The organism is Pseudomonas sp. RL_105y_Pfl2_101 (assembly GCF_963970585.1).
In the GTDB taxonomy this organism is placed as follows: domain Bacteria; phylum Pseudomonadota; class Gammaproteobacteria; order Pseudomonadales; family Pseudomonadaceae; genus Aquipseudomonas.
The window spans coordinates 225,603-242,081 of record NZ_CAXAPG010000008.1; the positions used below are offsets into that span (position 1 = coordinate 225,603).

The 16,479-nt window shown below is 55.7% G+C and carries 12 protein-coding genes, 4 tRNA genes and 1 rRNA gene; all 17 read right to left on the minus strand.

Annotated features, from left to right (window positions below):
• Positions 1–205: 205 nt before the first annotated feature.
• Positions 206–4,405 carry a DNA-directed RNA polymerase subunit beta' gene (gene rpoC / locus AACY31_RS12610; RefSeq protein ID WP_339481466.1) on the minus strand — a complete coding sequence of 1,400 codons (4,200 nt, stop codon included), beginning with the start codon at positions 4,403–4,405 and terminating at the stop codon, positions 206–208.
• Positions 4,406–4,469: 64 nt separating this feature from the next.
• Positions 4,470–8,543 carry a DNA-directed RNA polymerase subunit beta gene (gene rpoB / locus AACY31_RS12615; RefSeq protein ID WP_013694338.1) on the minus strand — a complete coding sequence of 1,358 codons (4,074 nt, stop codon included), beginning with the start codon at positions 8,541–8,543 and terminating at the stop codon, positions 4,470–4,472.
• A 220-nt stretch (positions 8,544–8,763) separates the two neighbouring features.
• Positions 8,764–9,129 carry a 50S ribosomal protein L7/L12 gene (rplL, locus tag AACY31_RS12620; RefSeq protein ID WP_007970414.1) on the minus strand — a complete coding sequence of 122 codons (366 nt, stop codon included), beginning with the start codon at positions 9,127–9,129 and terminating at the stop codon, positions 8,764–8,766.
• A gap of 78 nt (positions 9,130–9,207) precedes the next feature.
• On the minus strand, positions 9,208–9,708 hold the full coding sequence (rplJ, locus tag AACY31_RS12625; protein WP_003206099.1) for a 50S ribosomal protein L10: 501 nt from the start codon (positions 9,706–9,708) through the stop codon (positions 9,208–9,210).
• Between the two features lie 198 nt (positions 9,709–9,906).
• Positions 9,907–10,602 carry a 50S ribosomal protein L1 gene (rplA, locus tag AACY31_RS12630; protein WP_003186095.1) on the minus strand — a complete coding sequence of 232 codons (696 nt, stop codon included), beginning with the start codon at positions 10,600–10,602 and terminating at the stop codon, positions 9,907–9,909.
• Positions 10,602–11,033 carry a 50S ribosomal protein L11 gene (rplK, locus tag AACY31_RS12635; RefSeq protein WP_003176435.1) on the minus strand — a complete coding sequence of 144 codons (432 nt, stop codon included), beginning with the start codon at positions 11,031–11,033 and terminating at the stop codon, positions 10,602–10,604. The genes rplA and rplK overlap by 1 nt, the downstream gene beginning before the upstream one ends.
• A gap of 117 nt (positions 11,034–11,150) precedes the next feature.
• On the minus strand, positions 11,151–11,684 hold the full coding sequence (nusG, locus tag AACY31_RS12640) for a transcription termination/antitermination protein NusG (RefSeq protein WP_003186097.1): 534 nt from the start codon (positions 11,682–11,684) through the stop codon (positions 11,151–11,153).
• 9 nt (positions 11,685–11,693) lie between these two features.
• A complete protein-coding gene (gene secE / locus AACY31_RS12645) occupies positions 11,694–12,062 on the minus strand; it encodes a preprotein translocase subunit SecE (protein ID WP_339481463.1) in 369 nt (122 codons plus the stop codon).
• Positions 12,063–12,107: 45 nt separating this feature from the next.
• A tRNA-Trp gene (locus tag AACY31_RS12650) sits at positions 12,108–12,183 on the minus strand.
• 53 nt (positions 12,184–12,236) lie between these two features.
• On the minus strand, positions 12,237–13,430 hold the full coding sequence (tuf, locus tag AACY31_RS12655; RefSeq protein ID WP_339481469.1) for an elongation factor Tu: 1,194 nt from the start codon (positions 13,428–13,430) through the stop codon (positions 12,237–12,239).
• Positions 13,431–13,514: 84 nt separating this feature from the next.
• Positions 13,515–13,590: transfer RNA gene (locus AACY31_RS12660), tRNA-Thr, on the minus strand.
• 26 nt (positions 13,591–13,616) lie between these two features.
• Positions 13,617–13,690, minus strand: a tRNA-Gly gene (locus AACY31_RS12665).
• 24 nt (positions 13,691–13,714) lie between these two features.
• Positions 13,715–13,799, minus strand: a tRNA-Tyr gene (locus tag AACY31_RS12670).
• 142 nt (positions 13,800–13,941) lie between these two features.
• Positions 13,942–14,397: a hypothetical protein gene (locus tag AACY31_RS12675; protein ID WP_339483764.1), complete on the minus strand. Its 456-nt coding sequence runs from the start codon at positions 14,395–14,397 to the stop codon at positions 13,942–13,944.
• 7 nt (positions 14,398–14,404) lie between these two features.
• Positions 14,405–15,154: a pantothenate kinase gene (locus tag AACY31_RS12680; RefSeq protein ID WP_339491725.1), complete on the minus strand. Its 750-nt coding sequence runs from the start codon at positions 15,152–15,154 to the stop codon at positions 14,405–14,407.
• Positions 15,144–16,100 carry a bifunctional biotin--[acetyl-CoA-carboxylase] ligase/biotin operon repressor BirA gene (birA, locus tag AACY31_RS12685; RefSeq protein WP_339504534.1) on the minus strand — a complete coding sequence of 319 codons (957 nt, stop codon included), beginning with the start codon at positions 16,098–16,100 and terminating at the stop codon, positions 15,144–15,146. Before birA ends, AACY31_RS12680 begins: the two co-directional genes overlap by 11 nt.
• 132 nt (positions 16,101–16,232) lie before the next feature.
• Positions 16,233–16,348, minus strand: a 5S ribosomal RNA gene (rrf, locus tag AACY31_RS12690).
• Positions 16,349–16,479: the final 131 nt, after the last annotated feature.

Consider the following 16,479-nt stretch of genomic DNA (forward strand, 5'->3'; position numbering starts at 1 on the left):
ACTGTTGTCTTGCGACGCTATTGTCTTACAAGAAAAGCAAAATGGCAGGAACGAATTCCCGCCAAATTTAGGGGATCAAGAGTCTAAAGAGGATCTTGCCCCCAGTCAAGGCAAGGCCCCGACCTCCCCGCCCGCCGGATCTCGACGATTTGTCTCGATCCGCCGAACGGGGCGACCAGGGCCTGGCACTCAATTACTGCAGAACTCAGTTACCACTCGAGTTCAGTGCTTCGGTCAGTGCAGCTTCCACTTCACTGGCGCTTACGCGCAACGGCTTGTCAGCATCACGGCGACGCTTGCGCTCGCTGTGATAGGCCAAGCCGGTACCGGCCGGGATCAGACGACCCACGACCACGTTTTCTTTCAGGCCGCGCAGGTAATCGCGCTTGCCGGTTACCGCCGCTTCGGTCAGTACGCGAGTGGTTTCCTGGAAGGAAGCCGCCGAGATGAACGATTCGGTGGACAACGACGCCTTGGTGATACCCAGCAGCACGCGAGTGAACTTGGAGACAAACTTGTCTTCAGTCGACAGGCGCTCGTTTTCCACCAGTACGTGAGTCAGTTCCATCTGGTCGCCCTTGATGAAACTCGAGTCGCCGGATTCAGCGATCTCGACCTTACGCAGCATCTGACGCAGGATGGTCTCGATGTGCTTGTCGTTGATCTTCACGCCTTGCAGACGATAAACGTCCTGGATCTCGTTCACGATGTACTTGGCCAGCGCACTCACACCCAGCAGGCGCAGGATGTCGTGTGGATCGCTCGGACCGTCCGAGATAACTTCGCCGCGGTTTACCTGTTCGCCTTCGAAGACGTTCAGGTGACGCCACTTCGGAATCAGCTCTTCGTACGGATCGCTACCGTCGTTCGGTGTAATGACCAGGCGACGCTTGCCCTTGGTCTCTTTACCGAACGCGATGGTGCCGCTGACTTCAGCCAGAATCGAGGCTTCTTTCGGACGACGGGCTTCGAACAAGTCGGCAACACGCGGCAGACCACCGGTGATGTCGCGGGTTTTCGAAGTTTCCTGCGGGATACGGGCGATAACATCACCGATCGCGATCCGCGCACCGTCCGCAACACCGACCAAGGCGTTGGCTGGCAGGAAGTACTGAGCGATTACGTCAGTGCCTGGCAGCAACAGATCCTTGCCGTTGTCGTCGACCATCTTCACAGCAGGACGGATGTCCTTGCCGGCAGCTGGACGATCTTTTGCATCGAGTACTTCAATGTTGGTCATACCGGTCAATTCGTCGGTCTGACGCTTGATCGTGATGCCTTCTTCCATGCCCACGTAGGTCACGGTACCCTTCATTTCGGTAACGATCGGGTGAGTGTGCGGGTCCCACTTGGCCACGATGGCGCCAGCGTCGACCTTGTCACCTTCCTTGACCGAAATCACAGCACCGTACGGCAGCTTGTAGCGTTCACGCTCACGACCGAAGTCATCAGCGATGGCCAGCTCACCGGAGCGGGATACAGCAACCAGGTGACCATCCACGCGCTCAACGTGCTTCAGGTTGTGCAGACGGACGGTACCGCCATTCTTCACCTGAACGCTGTCGGCTGCGGAGGTCCGGCTTGCCGCACCACCAATGTGGAACGTACGCATCGTCAGCTGGGTACCCGGCTCACCGATGGACTGGGCAGCGATAACGCCGACCGCTTCACCGATGTTCACCTGGTGACCACGTGCCAGGTCGCGACCGTAGCACTTAGCGCAGATACCGTAGCGAGTTTCGCAGCTGATCGGCGAACGTACGATCACTTCGTCGATGCTGTTGAGCTCGATGAACTCGACCCACTTCTCGTCAACCAGGGTGCCCGCAGGAACGATCACGTCCTCGGTACCCGGCTTGAATACGTCACGGGCGATGACACGACCCAATACGCGCTCACCCAACGGCTCTACAACGTCACCGCCTTCGATGTGCGGAGTCATTACCAGGCCATGCTCGGTGCCGCAATCGATCTCGGTCACGACCAGATCCTGGGCAACGTCTACCAGACGGCGAGTCAGGTAACCGGAGTTCGCCGTTTTCAACGCGGTATCCGCAAGACCCTTACGAGCACCGTGAGTGGAGATGAAGTACTGAAGTACGCTCAAACCTTCACGGAAGTTCGCGGTAATCGGGGTCTCGATGATGGAACCGTCCGGCTTGGCCATCAGGCCACGCATACCGGCGAGCTGACGGATCTGCGCAGCAGAACCCCGTGCGCCCGAGTCGGCCATCATGTACATCGAGTTGAACGACTCCTGGTCGACTTCGTTGCCGTGACGGTCGATGACTTTCTCTTTCGAGAGGTTAGCCATCATCGCCTTGGATACTTCGTCGTTCGCCTTGGACCAGAGGTCGATCACCTTGTTGTACTTCTCGCCCTGGGTTACCAGGCCGGAGGCGTACTGACTTTCGATCTCTTTCACTTCTTCGGTAGCAGCACCGATGATGCGGGCTTTTTCATCCGGGATAACGAAGTCGTTAACACCGATGGAAACACCGGAAATGGTCGAATAGGCAAAACCGGTGTACATCAACTGGTCAGCGAAGATCACGGTCTCTTTCAGACCAACCACGCGGTAGCACTGGTTGATCAGCTTGGAGATCGCCTTTTTCTTCATTGGCAGGTTGACGACGTCGTAGGACAGGCCTTTTGGCACAACCTGGAACAACAGCGCGCGGCCGACAGTGGTGTCGACGATACGAGTGTTGGTCACGCTGCCGCCGTCACGATCGTTCACGGTTTCGTTGATCCGCACCTTGACCTTGGCGTGCAGTGCGGCTTCGCCGGCACGGAACACACGGTCAACTTCCTGCAGATCCGCGAACACACGACCTTCGCCCTTGGCGTTGATCGCTTCACGCGTCATGTAGTACAGACCCAATACAACGTCCTGCGACGGAACGATGATTGGCTCACCGTTAGCTGGCGACAGGATGTTGTTGGTCGACATCATCAACGCACGCGCTTCCAACTGGGCTTCCAGTGTCAGCGGTACGTGCACGGCCATCTGGTCGCCGTCGAAGTCGGCGTTGTACGCAGCACAGACCAACGGGTGCAGCTGGATAGCCTTACCTTCGATCAGTACTGGTTCAAACGCCTGGATACCCAGACGGTGGAGGGTCGGCGCACGGTTGAGCAGGACCGGGTGTTCGCGAATGACTTCAGCGAGAACGTCCCAGACCTCTGGCAGTTCGCGCTCGACCATTTTCTTGGCCGCTTTGATGGTGGTCGCAAGACCACGCATTTCCAGCTTGCCGAAAATGAACGGTTTGAACAGCTCCAGGGCCATTTTCTTTGGCAGACCGCACTGATGCAGACGCAGGGTCGGGCCTACGGTAATGACCGAACGACCGGAGTAGTCAACACGCTTACCGAGCAAGTTCTGACGGAAACGACCCTGCTTACCCTTGATCATGTCAGCCAGGGATTTCAGAGGACGCTTGTTGGAACCGGTGATAGCGCGACCACGACGACCGTTGTCGAGCAGTGCGTCGACCGCTTCCTGCAACATACGCTTTTCGTTGCGCACAATGATGTCCGGAGCGGACAGATCGAGCAGACGCTTCAAGCGGTTGTTACGGTTGATCACTCGACGATACAGATCGTTGAGGTCGGACGTCGCGAAACGACCGCCATCGAGCGGAACCAGTGGACGCAAGTCTGGCGGCAGAACCGGCAGAACAGTCAGTACCATCCACTCTGGCAGGTTGCCGGAACCCTGGAAGGCTTCCATCAACTTCAGACGCTTGGACAGCTTCTTGATTTTGGTTTCGGAGTTGGTTTGCGGAATTTCTTCGCGCAGACGGCCAATCTCGTGCTCCAGGTCGATAGCGTGCAGCAGTTCGCGGACAGCTTCGGCACCCATGCGGGCATCAAAATCGTCGCCGAACTCTTCCAGCGCTTCGAAGTACTGCTCGTCGTTGAGCAGCTGACCTTTTTCAAGGGTGGTCATGCCTGGATCGATAACGACATAGCTCTCGAAGTAGAGAACACGTTCGATATCACGCAGGGTCATGTCCATCAGCAGGCCGATACGGGACGGCAGCGATTTCAGGAACCAGATGTGGGCAACTGGCGAGGCCAGCTCGATGTGCGCCATGCGCTCACGACGAACTTTTGCCAGCGCGACTTCAACGCCGCACTTCTCGCAGATCACGCCACGGTGCTTCAAGCGCTTGTACTTACCGCACAGGCACTCGTAATCCTTGACCGGGCCAAAGATCTTGGCGCAGAACAGGCCGTCACGCTCAGGTTTGAACGTACGGTAGTTGATGGTTTCCGGCTTTTTAACTTCACCGAACGACCACGAACGGATCATCTCAGGCGAGGCCAATCCAATGCGGATGGCGTCGAACTCTTCGACTTGACCCTGGTTTTTCAGCAAATTCAGTAGGTCTTTCAAGGCCTTTCCTCCTGGCGGAGCAGAGAGCGGGCAAAACAGCCCCGCTCTCGATTCGCGTCACGTGTTATTCGGTTTCCAGATCGATATCGATGCCGAGGGAACGAATTTCCTTGATCAACACGTTGAAAGACTCGGGCATGCCCGGCTCCATACGGTGATCGCCGTCCACGATGTTTTTGTACATCTTGGTCCGGCCGTTCACATCGTCCGACTTCACTGTGAGCATTTCTTGCAGAGTGTATGCAGCACCGTACGCTTCCAGTGCCCAGACCTCCATCTCCCCGAAACGCTGACCACCGAACTGCGCCTTACCACCCAGCGGCTGCTGGGTAACCAGGCTGTAAGAACCGGTAGAACGAGCGTGCATCTTGTCGTCTACCAAGTGGTTCAGCTTCAGCATGTACATGTAGCCAACGGTAACCGGGCGCTCGAACTTGTTGCCGGTACGGCCGTCGAACAGCTGCATCTGGCCGCTTTCTGGCAGGTCTGCCAGTTTCAGCATGGCCTTGATTTCGCTTTCCTTGGCACCGTCGAACACCGGAGTAGCCATTGGAACGCCGCCGCGCAGGTTCTTCGCCAGATCCAGGATTTCCTGGTCGGAGAAGGTGTCCAGCTCTTCGTTGCGACCGCCGATCTCGTTGTAGATCTCGTGCAGGAACTTACGCAGGTCAGCGACCTTGCGCTGCTCTTCGATCATGCGGTTGATCTTCTCGCCCAAGCCTTTGGCCGCAAGGCCCAGGTGGGTTTCAAGGATCTGCCCAACGTTCATACGCGAAGGTACGCCCAACGGGTTGAGGACCACATCGACCGGGGTGCCATTGGCATCGTGCGGCATGTCTTCAACCGGCATGATCACGGAGACCACACCTTTGTTACCGTGACGACCGGCCATCTTGTCGCCCGGCTGGATGCGGCGACGGATTGCCAGGTAAACCTTGACGATTTTCAGCACGCCTGGAGCCAGGTCATCGCCCTGCTGCAGTTTGCGCTTCTTGTCTTCGAACTTGTCATCCAGCAGACGGCGGCGATCAACGATATAGGCCTGGGCCTTCTCGAGCTGCTCGTTCAGAGCATCTTCAGCCATGCGCAGTTTGAACCACTGGCCATGCTCAAGACCGTCGAGAACTTCGTCGGTGATTTCCTGACCTTTCTTCAGGCCGGCGCCGCCTTCGGCTTTGTGGCCGACCAGAGCGGAGCGCAGACGCTCGAAAGTTGCGCCTTCGACGATACGGAACTCTTCGTTCAGGTCCTTGCGGATCTCGTCGAGTTGAGTCTTCTCGATCGACAGTGCACGAGCATCACGCTCAACGCCGTCGCGAGTGAAGACCTGTACGTCGATGACGGTACCCTTGGTGCCGGTAGGCACGCGCAGGGAGGTGTCTTTAACGTCGCTGGCTTTTTCACCGAAGATGGCACGCAGCAGTTTTTCTTCCGGAGTCAGCTGGGTCTCGCCTTTCGGAGTGACCTTGCCCACCAGGATGTCGCCTGCACCTACTTCAGCACCTACGTAAACGATACCGGCTTCGTCCAGTTTGTTCAGTGCAGCTTCACCCACGTTAGGGATGTCCGCAGTGATTTCCTCTGGGCCAAGCTTGGTGTCACGGGCCACACAGGTCAGTTCCTGGATGTGGATCGTGGTGAAGCGGTCTTCCTGAACCACACGCTCGGACAGGCAGATGGAGTCTTCGAAGTTGAAGCCGTTCCATGCCATGAACGCGATGCGCATGTTCTGACCCAACGCCAGTTCACCCATATCGGTGGACGGACCGTCGGCCATGATGTCGCTGCGCTGAACCCGATCACCCTTGCTCACCAGCGGACGCTGGTTGATGCAGGTGTTCTGGTTGGAGCGGGTGTATTTGGTCAGGTTGTAAATGTCGACACCGGCTTCGCCAGTTTCAACTTCGTCATCGGCAACACGAACCACGATACGGCTTGCGTCAACAGAGTCGATCACACCACCACGACGAGCCACGACGCAAACGCCGGAGTCACGGGCAACGTTACGCTCCATGCCGGTACCTACCAGCGGCTTGTCGGCACGCAGGGTTGGTACAGCTTGACGCTGCATGTTCGAACCCATCAACGCACGGTTGGCGTCGTCGTGCTCGAGGAACGGGATCAGCGACGCTGCAACCGAAACTACCTGCTTGGGCGATACGTCCATCAAGGTGACGTCTTCCGGCGCCTTGACGGTGAACTCGTTCAAGTGACGAACAGCTACCAGCTCGTCGACCAGGACCTTCTTGTCGTTCATCGTGGCCGAAGCCTGGGCGATCACGTGATCAGCTTCTTCGATGGCGGACAGGAACACGATCTCGTCGGTAACCAAGGCGTCTTTCACCACGCGGTACGGGCTCTCGAGGAAGCCGTATTGGTTGGTACGCGCATAGGCAGCCAGGGAGTTGATCAGACCGATGTTCGGACCTTCCGGCGTTTCGATCGGGCATACACGACCGTAGTGAGTCGGGTGTACGTCACGAACTTCGAAGCCTGCACGTTCACGGGTCAGACCGCCCGGGCCGAGTGCGGAGACACGACGCTTGTGCGTGATCTCGGACAGCGGGTTGTTCTGGTCCATGAACTGGGACAGCTGGCTCGAACCGAAGAACTCCTTCACCGCCGCAGCCACAGGCTTGGCATTGATCAGGTCTTGCGGCATCAGGCCTTCGCTTTCAGCCATCGACAGGCGTTCCTTGACCGCACGCTCTACGCGCACCAGGCCAACACGGAACTGGTTCTCGGCCATTTCGCCGACACAGCGAACACGACGGTTACCCAGGTGGTCGATGTCATCGACGATGCCCTTGCCGTTACGGATGTCGACCAGGGTCTTGAGGACGGCAACGATGTCGTCCTTGTTCAGTACACCCGAACCTTCGATTTCGGTACGACCGATACGACGGTTGAACTTCATCCGACCGACCGCAGACAGGTCATAGCGCTCAGGGCTGAAGAACAGGTTGTTGAACAGGGTCTCGGCGGCATCCTTGGTTGGCGGCTCGCCAGGACGCATCATGCGATAGATTTCGACCAGGGCTTCCAACTGGTTGCCGGTGGAGTCGATCTTCAGCGTGTCGGAGATGAACGGACCGCAGTCGATGTCGTTGGTGTACAGCGTCTCGATGCGAACGACCTGGGCCTTGGCGATTTTTGCCAGGATCTCGGTGTTCAACTCGGTGTTGCACTCTGCCAGGATTTCGCCGGTGGCCGGATGCACGATGACCTTGGCCGTGGTACGACCCAGGACGTAGTCCAGAGGCACCTGCAGCTCTTTGATCCCGGCTTTCTCCAGCTGGTTGATGTGGCGAGCAGTGATACGACGACCCTGCTCGACAATAACCTTGCCTTTGTCATCCTGGATGTCGAGGACAGCGATTTCACCGCGCAGGCGCTGAGGCACCAGTTCCAGGCTGAGGTTTTCACCCTGCACATGGAAGACGTTGGTGGTGTAGAACGCGTCCAGCACTTCTTCGGTGGTATAGCCGAGCGCACGCAGCAGTACCGATGCAGGCAGCTTGCGACGACGGTCGATACGCACGAATACGCAGTCTTTCGGGTCGAACTCGAAGTCCAACCACGAACCGCGGTAAGGAATGATGCGCGCGGAGTAAAGCAGTTTGCCGGAGCTGTGCGTCTTGCCACGGTCGTGGTCGAAGAACACGCCCGGAGAACGGTGCAGCTGGGAAACGATTACACGCTCGGTACCATTGATTACGAAGGTACCGTTCTCAGTCATCAGGGGGATTTCACCCATGTAGACTTCTTGCTCTTTGATGTCCTTGATCGCTTTGTTCGACGATTCTTTGTCGAAAATGATCAGGCGCACTTTTACCCGCAAAGGTACGGCGTAAGTAACACCGCGCAATACGCATTCTTTGACATCAAATGCCGGTTCGCCCAGGCGATAACCGACGTACTCCAGCGCAGCATTGCCGGAGTAGCTGATGATCGGGAAAACGGATTTGAAGGCCGCATGCAGGCCCACGTCGCGGAACTGATCTTTAGTCGCTCCCGCTTGCAAGAATTCACGATACGAATCCAGCTGGATGGCCAGGAGGTACGGCACATCCATGACGTCCGGCAACTTGCTAAAGTCCTTGCGGATACGTTTTTTCTCAGTATATGAGTAAGCCATCAGCGTTCCCCAGCTTGGTCACCTGCTTGTTTGGCCCCTCCCGACGGGAGCAGCCAGAAAATCGTGCAAACCCCATGGTTTGCGCCACCACATCGGGTGGTTACAGCTCGCTATCGGCACCGACCCAGTCGGCTGCCAATAACGGAAAAAGGCCGGTGGCAAGAGCCACCAGCCATCAGCCTGTCGCTTAACGCTCGGGCTGGAGACGCAAAGTCGATGCTTACTTCAGCTCGACTTTAGCGCCTGCTTCTTCCAGAGCGGCCTTGGCTTTGTCAGCTGCATCTTTGGCAACAGCTTCCAGAACCATGGCAGGAGCGCCGTCAACTACAGCCTTGGCTTCTTTCAGGCCCAGACCGGTCAGTTCACGTACTGCCTTGATCACGTTTACTTTCTTCTCGCCAGCTTCGGTCAGCATGACGTTGAACTCGGTTTGCTCTTCAGCAACGGCAGCAGCAACAGCTGGACCAGCGGAAGCAGCAGCAGCGGTAACACCGAATTTTTCTTCGAAAGCTTTGATCAGCTCAACAACTTCCATTACGGACATGTTGCCAACGGCTTCGAGGATATCGTTTTGAGAGATAGACATGACTCTAAATTCCTGGATTGGGGGACGGCCTACGCGACCATCGAAATAAACAAAAAACGCGAAAAGGAGTGTCGAGCCTTAGGCTGCGGCAGCTTCTTTCTGGTCGCGCAGTGCCGCCAGAGTACGAGCCAATTTGCTGGTTGCGCCTTGAATCACGCTCATCAGCTGAGAAATTGCTTCGTCACGGGTCGGCAGAGTTGCCAGTACGTCGATCTGGTTAGCTGCGAGGAACTTGCCCTCGAACGCAGCTGCCTTAATCTCGAACTTGTCCTGACCTTTGGCGAACTCCTTGAACAAACGGGCAGCAGCGCCAGGATGTTGGGTGGAGAACGCGATCAAGGTCGGGCCGGTGAACACGTCGTTGAGGACACTGTATTCAGTGTCAGCAACAGCGCGTTTGAGCAGGGTGTTACGTACAACACGTACGTAAACGCCAGCTTCACGAGCCTCTTTACGGAGTCCGGTCATAGCGCCTACTGTTACGCCACGGGCATCAGCCACGACAGCGGACAGAGCAGCTTTGGCAGCCTCGTTGACTTCAGCGACGATGGCCTTCTTGTCTTCGAGTTTAATTGCCACGGGTTTAACTCCTGCTTGTTACCGTTTCATCCGGTCGAAACCGAATGTCGTTTTGGTGTCTGATTCGGTAAGGAACCGGGAGCACCATCTGCGTAGGCTTGTGGTTTAAGACTTGCGTCGCCTACGGTCTTGGACAGCCCCCGCCAGGCAGGGACCCCAATTTTTTGGTTGGCGCAATTACTTGCGCCAACCTGAGTCTTACGCGTCGAGCGAGCTCTGATCGATGACCAGGCCTGGCCCCATAGTGGTGCTCAGGGTAACGCGCTTGACGTAGATACCTTTCGAAGAAGCTGGCTTGATACGCTTCAGATCAGCGATCAGGGCTTCAACGTTTTCCTTCAGCTTGACGGCGTCGAAGCCGATCTTGCCAACGGAAGTGTGGATGATGCCGTTTTTGTCGGTGCGATAACGAACCTGACCAGCCTTGGCGTTTTTAACCGCGGTGGCTACGTCTGGCGTTACGGTGCCGACTTTAGGGTTAGGCATCAGACCACGTGGACCAAGGATCTGACCCAGCTGACCTACAACGCGCATGGCATCCGGGGATGCGATCACTACGTCATAGTTCAGGTCGCCGCCCTTCATTTCAGCAGCCAGATCGTCCATGCCTACGCGATCAGCGCCAGCGGCCAGAGCAGCTTCAGCCGCCGGGCCCTGGGTGAAGACAGCTACACGAACGGTCTTGCCAGTGCCGTGCGGCAGCACGGTAGCGCTACGAACGACCTGGTCGGATTTACGCGGGTCAACGCCCAGGTTTACAGCAACGTCGAACGACTCGCTGAACTTGACAGTCGACAGCTCAGCCAGCAGAGCGGCGGCGTCTACAAAGTTGTAGGCCTTGCCTGCTTCGATTTTGCCGGCGATAGCCTTTTGACGCTTGGTCAGCTTAGCCATTACACACCCTCCACGTTAAGGCCCATGCTACGAGCAGAACCGGCGATAGTACGCACGGCTGCATCCATATCAGCTGCAGTCAGATCCGCGTTTTTGGTTTTCGCGATTTCTTCCAGCTGAGCACGGGTAACGGTGCCAACCTTAACGGTGTTTGGACGAGCGGAACCGCTGGTCAAACCTGCAGCCTTCTTCAGCAGAACCGAAGCTGGGGTGCTTTTTGTTTCAAAAGTGAAGCTACGGTCGCTGTAGACAGTGATGATCACTGGAGTCGGCAGACCTGGCTCAAGACCCTGAGTACGGGCGTTGAAGGCCTTGCAGAACTCCATGATGTTCACGCCGTGCTGACCCAGGGCAGGACCAACAGGTGGGCTTGGGTTAGCCTGAGCGGCCTTCACTTGCAGCTTGATGTAAGCGGTAATTTTTTTGGCCATGAGGCACTCCAATTACGGGTTCGAACGCCTCGAAAGGCTCCCCGGTTACTTGCGCGTTTATCCCAGTGACGACAAAACCCCACAGCCTTGGGCTGCGGGGTTGGGATGCCTGTTCAATCAGACCTTTTCGACCTGACTGAACTCTAGCTCTACCGGAGTAGAGCGACCGAAAATGAGCACTGCCACTTGGATCCGGCTCTTTTCGTAGTTAACCTCTTCAACCGTGCCATTGAAATCAGCGAATGGACCGTCGGTGACGCGTACAACCTCACCTGGCTCAAACAATGTCTTCGGCTTCGGCTTGTCGCTACCATCAGCGACGCGACGCAGAATCGCTTCTGCCTCTTTATCCGTGATCGGCGCAGGCTTGTCGGCGGTACCGCCAATGAAGCCCATCACCCGAGGGGTATCCTTGACCAAGTGCCAAGTCCCTTCATTCATATCCATCTGTACCAGCACATAGCCTGGAAAGAACTTACGCTCACTTTTGCGCTTCTGGCCATTACGCATCTCAACCACTTCTTCAGTGGGGACCAGAATCTCGCCAAAGCCATCTTCCATGCCAGCCAGCTTTACGCGCTCTACCAGCGAGCGCATAACATGCTTCTCATAACCCGAGTAAGCATGCACAACGTACCAACGCTTAGCCACGGGACACCCTTAGCCAACAATCAAGGAAACAAGCCAGCCGAGCAGGGAATCAAGCCCCCACAACAGCAACGCCATTACCAGAACAACAGCCACAACGATCAACGTGGTCTGCGTGGTTTCTTGGCGAGTCGGCCATACGACTTTACGAATCTCAGTGCGAGCTTCCTTAGCGAGTACAAAGAAAGACTTGCCCTTGGCCGTCTGCAGGCCTACAAAGGCAGCAGCAGCGGCAATGGCAAGCAATGCAAGTACACGGTACAGGATCGGCGAAGCAGAATAATACTGATTGCCAACAACGCCAACAACCACCAAAGCGACTACCACTAGCCACTTGAGCAGATCGAAGCGAGAGCCTTGAGCTTCAGCTTTAGGAGTCATCTATGAAGATCCTGTGAAAAGAAAGCCAGACACACTGAGTGAATCTGGCAGGTCAGGAGGGAATCGAACCCCCAACCTACGGTTTTGGAGACCGTCGCTCTGCCAATTGAGCTACTGACCTAAAACAAAATCAGGCCGACCATTATGCCGGCCCGAAAAAGACATTACAACTGTTTACTCGATGACTTTGGCTACGACGCCAGCGCCGACGGTACGACCGCCTTCACGGATAGCGAAACGCAGACCGTCTTCCATCGCGATGGTCTTGATCAGGGTAACAGTCATCTGAATGTTGTCACCTGGCATTACCATTTCAACGCCTTCTGGCAGCTCGCAGTTACCAGTCACGTCAGTTGTACGGAAGTAGAACTGTGGACGGTAGCCTTTGAAGAACGGAGTATGACGACCGCCTTCTTCCTTGCTCAGAACGTAAACTTCTGCAGTGAACTTGGTGTGCGGCTTGACGGTGCCTGGCTTGACCAGAACCTGGCCACGCTCAACGTCGTCACGCTTGGTGCCACGCAGCAGCACGCCGCAGTTCTCGCCAGCACGACCTTCGTCAAGCAGCTTGCGGAACATTTCAACGCCGGTGCAGGTAGTTTTCTGAGTATCGCGCAGACCGACAATCTCAACTTCTTCCTGAATGCGGACGATGCCACGCTCAACACGACCAGTCACAACAGTACCGCGACCAGAGATCGAGAACACGTCTTCGATTGGCATCAGGAACGGCTTGTCGATAGCACGCTCTGGCTCTGGAATGTAGCTATCCAGAGTTTCCACCAACTTCTTAACAGCGGTGGTGCCCATTTCGTTGTCGTCTTGGCCGTTCAGAGCCATCAGAGCCGAACCGATGATGATTGGAGTGTCATCACCTGGGAAGTCGTAAGTGCTCAGCAGGTCGCGCACCTCCATCTCAACCAGCTCCAACAGCTCGGCATCGTCAACCATGTCTGCCTTGTTCAGGAAGACAACGATGTACGGAACGCCCACCTGACGGGACAGCAGGATGTGCTCACGAGTTTGCGGCATCGGACCATCAGCAGCCGAACAAACCAGGATCGCGCCGTCCATCTGGGCAGCACCGGTGATCATGTTTTTTACGTAGTCGGCGTGACCTGGACAGTCAACATGTGCGTAGTGACGCACAGACGAATCGTACTCAACGTGAGCGGTGTTGATGGTGATACCGCGAGCTTTCTCTTCCGGGGCGCTATCGATCTTGTCGAAGTCAACCTTGGCCGAACCGAAAACCTCGGAGCAGACACGGGTCAGAGCAGCGGTCAACGTGGTTTTACCGTGGTCAACGTGACCAATGGTACCGACGTTGACGTGCGGCTTGTTACGTTCGAACTTTTCCTTAGCCATCGAAATCACCCCTAGGAGAAGAATTTAGCGAGTCACACAAACCATTAAAACAAAGGCAGATATTTTCATATCTGCCTTGTTATATGGAGCTCTTGAGCGGATTTGAACCGCTGACCTCACCCTTACCAAGGGTGTGCTCTACCAACTGAGCTACAAGAGCGAAACACTTTGCACAACCTGCAAACTTGGAGCGGGTAGCGGGAATCGAACCCGCATCATCAGCTTGGAAGGCTGAGGTTCTACCACTAAACTATACCCGCGGAGCTTGCAGCTCACGCTAAAAATGGTGGAGGGGGAAGGATTCGAACCTTCGAAGTCGTAGACGTCAGATTTACAGTCTGATCCCTTTGGCCGCTCGGGAACCCCTCCTAAGCGAGCCGGCATTCTATATCATGCCAGCCTTCTGTCAAGCATTTTCTCATTAAAAACCTGAGGTTAGCTGCGTTGACGTCGCTTCGTATCGCTAACCTTTAAAGGTCTTCGCTGCGAAGCGGGCGCCATTCTATGCAAACTATCCAGCAGGTGCAACCCCTTCGCATGGCATTATTTTATGTTTTAACTCATTGAATTCTTTAGAAAGGTTTTGCAGCAGCGTTTCATTCACCTTTCCCGCACTTTCCTGAGAAACCTGAACCCAGAATCCCCCACCCTCAGGGAGATTTGGCGAGTTCGATGCAGCAGAATGACCTACGATGCCCGAGACAGCCAATCGCCGCTCCAACTGCCTAGCCAGCTCCGGACGAACAAAACCACCCAAGTAAACACAGGTCTTTTGCGCTTCACCGGTTTTACCCAGGTCACGCCCAACAAGCGCATCCGCTGTTTCGCTCAAAAGGTGAATATCCTGCTGCGAACCGCGGTACAAACTCAGTGGAGTCACATCCTTGGCGCGAAGCGGCGCCTCCTGCTGATGCCAGATGTAGTAGAAGACATTCAAAACCAGCAACAACAGAAACAACCACCGCATAGAAACCTCAAGACAAAGGACAGGCCATCGCCAAACCGACAAAAACCAGGTCGGGCACTACCTTGGCATCAGGAACCACCCCGGAAACCAGGTTGGCGTCCCCACCAGTGAGAAACACCACGAAATCCCTTCCCCAATATTGCTGCGCCAATTCAAGCTGAGTCAGGACAAACCCTCTGAGCATCAACATGCAACCGCGCTCGACCGCTTCGACAGTTGTCCGACCCGGAGCGAGACTCTCATGAGCTCGCTCGGCCGCCATATCGTCATAGCGAATTCTTCGCGTATGAGTACGCAACTGGTTACGCATCAAAGGCATCCCCGGACAAATAAATCCGCCGAGATGCACACCGTCCCCAGCCACAAAATCAGCCGTAATGGCAGTACCAAAATCAAGGACCAGGCACGCGCCTGAAGCAAGATGGAACCCACCAAGCAGGGCCAGCCATCGATCAAGCCCCAGCCGCTCGTGATCCTGATAGCCGTTTTTCACCCCCGCCATTTCTCGGGCAGGCACAGCTCGGGTAACCAACAGCCCAAACATATCAACCAGAGAGGCAACCAATGAATCTGTCTCCTCCAGGGTCCTCACGCTAACAAGGCGACATTTCTTGAGCTGGAACTTCTCGGCATTATTCAGGCTCACCAGCAAATCGCTATCAGAGCTGACCACGCCACCTTCAACCGGCGTCACCCCGTCAGCACAAAGAACACGCCATTTGATAAAGCTATTGCCGCAGTCAAGCTCAAGAATCATTACGCAACCTCAGACTGAGCTCACCACCGTTAAAGTTTTTTTCCACACCCTCTACCTTCAAACGCAGCGCACCCTGGTGATCAATGCCCAGCACAATGCCGTCAATTTTATTAACACCGGCAATCAGGGAGACAGTCCTGCCCTGCCAAAGATGGTATTGCTCCCACTCCGACTGTATTGCGGCAAACCCCGATGCGTGATGAAGCCTCAGATAGTGCTGAAGCTTCGCCACCAATCGCGCCACCAACTCATTTCGATCAAAATCCCTTCCCGCCTCAAGACACATGGATGTCCATTGCTGATCGACCTCGTCAGTCGATTGCATATTCACGTTAATCCCAACGCCCAGGACAACATGGCAAACGTCCGCCGGATCCCCTACCAACTCAAGCAAAATGCCGGCGATCTTTTTTTCTCCCACTAGGACATCATTAGGCCATTTCAGCCCCGCGTCAGCGATCCCCATATCACGTAGGGCATGCATGACAGCAAGTCCGACGACCAAGCTCAGCCCTTCGATCTGTCGCATGCCACCGTCAATGCGCAGCACTAGGCTGTGGTAGAGGTTTTCGGCAAACGGACTGACCCACTTACGGCCACGACGCCCACGACCGGCGATCTGTCGCTCAGCCAAAACCATAAACGGCGCCGCCGCCCCACGCTCGATCAAACGCAGCGCCTCGGCGTTGGTGGAGTCAATAGCGTCAAAGATATGGACAGGCCACTCTTGAAGGCCTTTTGCGTGAATCTCTGCAGCATCCAAAAGCACCAGAGGCTTAGCCAACTGATACCCCTTACCTCGAACCTTATGAACAGACAGCCCTATTTCTGCTTCCAAGTGCTGCAATTGCTTCCATACAGCACTACGACTGATACCCAGCGCAACACCCAGCGCCTGCCCTGAGTGAAAGCGACCATCCTTCAGAAGTTTTAGCAACGTGAGCATGCGGACTGCGCCCTGATAATGAGGCCCGCATGATAGCCATGCGCAAGACAGTTGCATAGAAACACAAATGACTTTCCCGCGGGCAAAACAAAACCCCTACCTGCGTCAGCAGATAGGGGTTTCGGAATTTAATCTTGACGATGACCTACTCTCACATGGGGAAACCCCACACTACCATCGGCGATGCATCGTTTCACTGCTGAGTTCGGGATGGGATCAGGTGGTTCCAATGCTCTATGGTCGTCAAGAAATTCGGTAGCCGGTGCGTGCCTTGCGGTCACGTGCCAGCGAATGGGTATGCGATAGTTTGTGTGCTGCTTTTGAGTCTCTCGAACTTTCGGTTCGTTTCGTCTTCACACACCGCAATCTGGTCTCTTTC

What these genes read in the sequence shown, in the direction of transcription:
- rpoB (WP_013694338.1), bottom strand. Translation starts at nt 8,543, where the DNA reads ATGGCTTACTCATATACTGAGAAAAAACGTATCCGCAAGGACTTTAGC.
- rplL (WP_007970414.1), bottom strand. Translation starts at nt 9,129, where the DNA reads ATGTCTATCTCTCAAAACGATATCCTCGAAGCCGTTGGCAACATGTCC.
- rplA (WP_003186095.1), bottom strand. Translation starts at nt 10,602, where the DNA reads ATGGCTAAGCTGACCAAGCGTCAAAAGGCTATCGCCGGCAAAATCGAA.
- rplK (WP_003176435.1), bottom strand. Translation starts at nt 11,033, where the DNA reads ATGGCCAAAAAAATTACCGCTTACATCAAGCTGCAAGTGAAGGCCGCT.
- secE (WP_339481463.1), bottom strand. Translation starts at nt 12,062, where the DNA reads ATGACTCCTAAAGCTGAAGCTCAAGGCTCTCGCTTCGATCTGCTCAAG.
- tuf (WP_339481469.1), bottom strand. Translation starts at nt 13,430, where the DNA reads ATGGCTAAGGAAAAGTTCGAACGTAACAAGCCGCACGTCAACGTCGGT.
- AACY31_RS12675 (WP_339483764.1), bottom strand. Translation starts at nt 14,397, where the DNA reads ATGCGGTGGTTGTTTCTGTTGTTGCTGGTTTTGAATGTCTTCTACTAC.
- AACY31_RS12680 (WP_339491725.1), bottom strand. Translation starts at nt 15,154, where the DNA reads ATGATTCTTGAGCTTGACTGCGGCAATAGCTTTATCAAATGGCGTGTT.
- birA (WP_339504534.1), bottom strand. Translation starts at nt 16,100, where the DNA reads ATGCTCACGTTGCTAAAACTTCTGAAGGATGGTCGCTTTCACTCAGGG.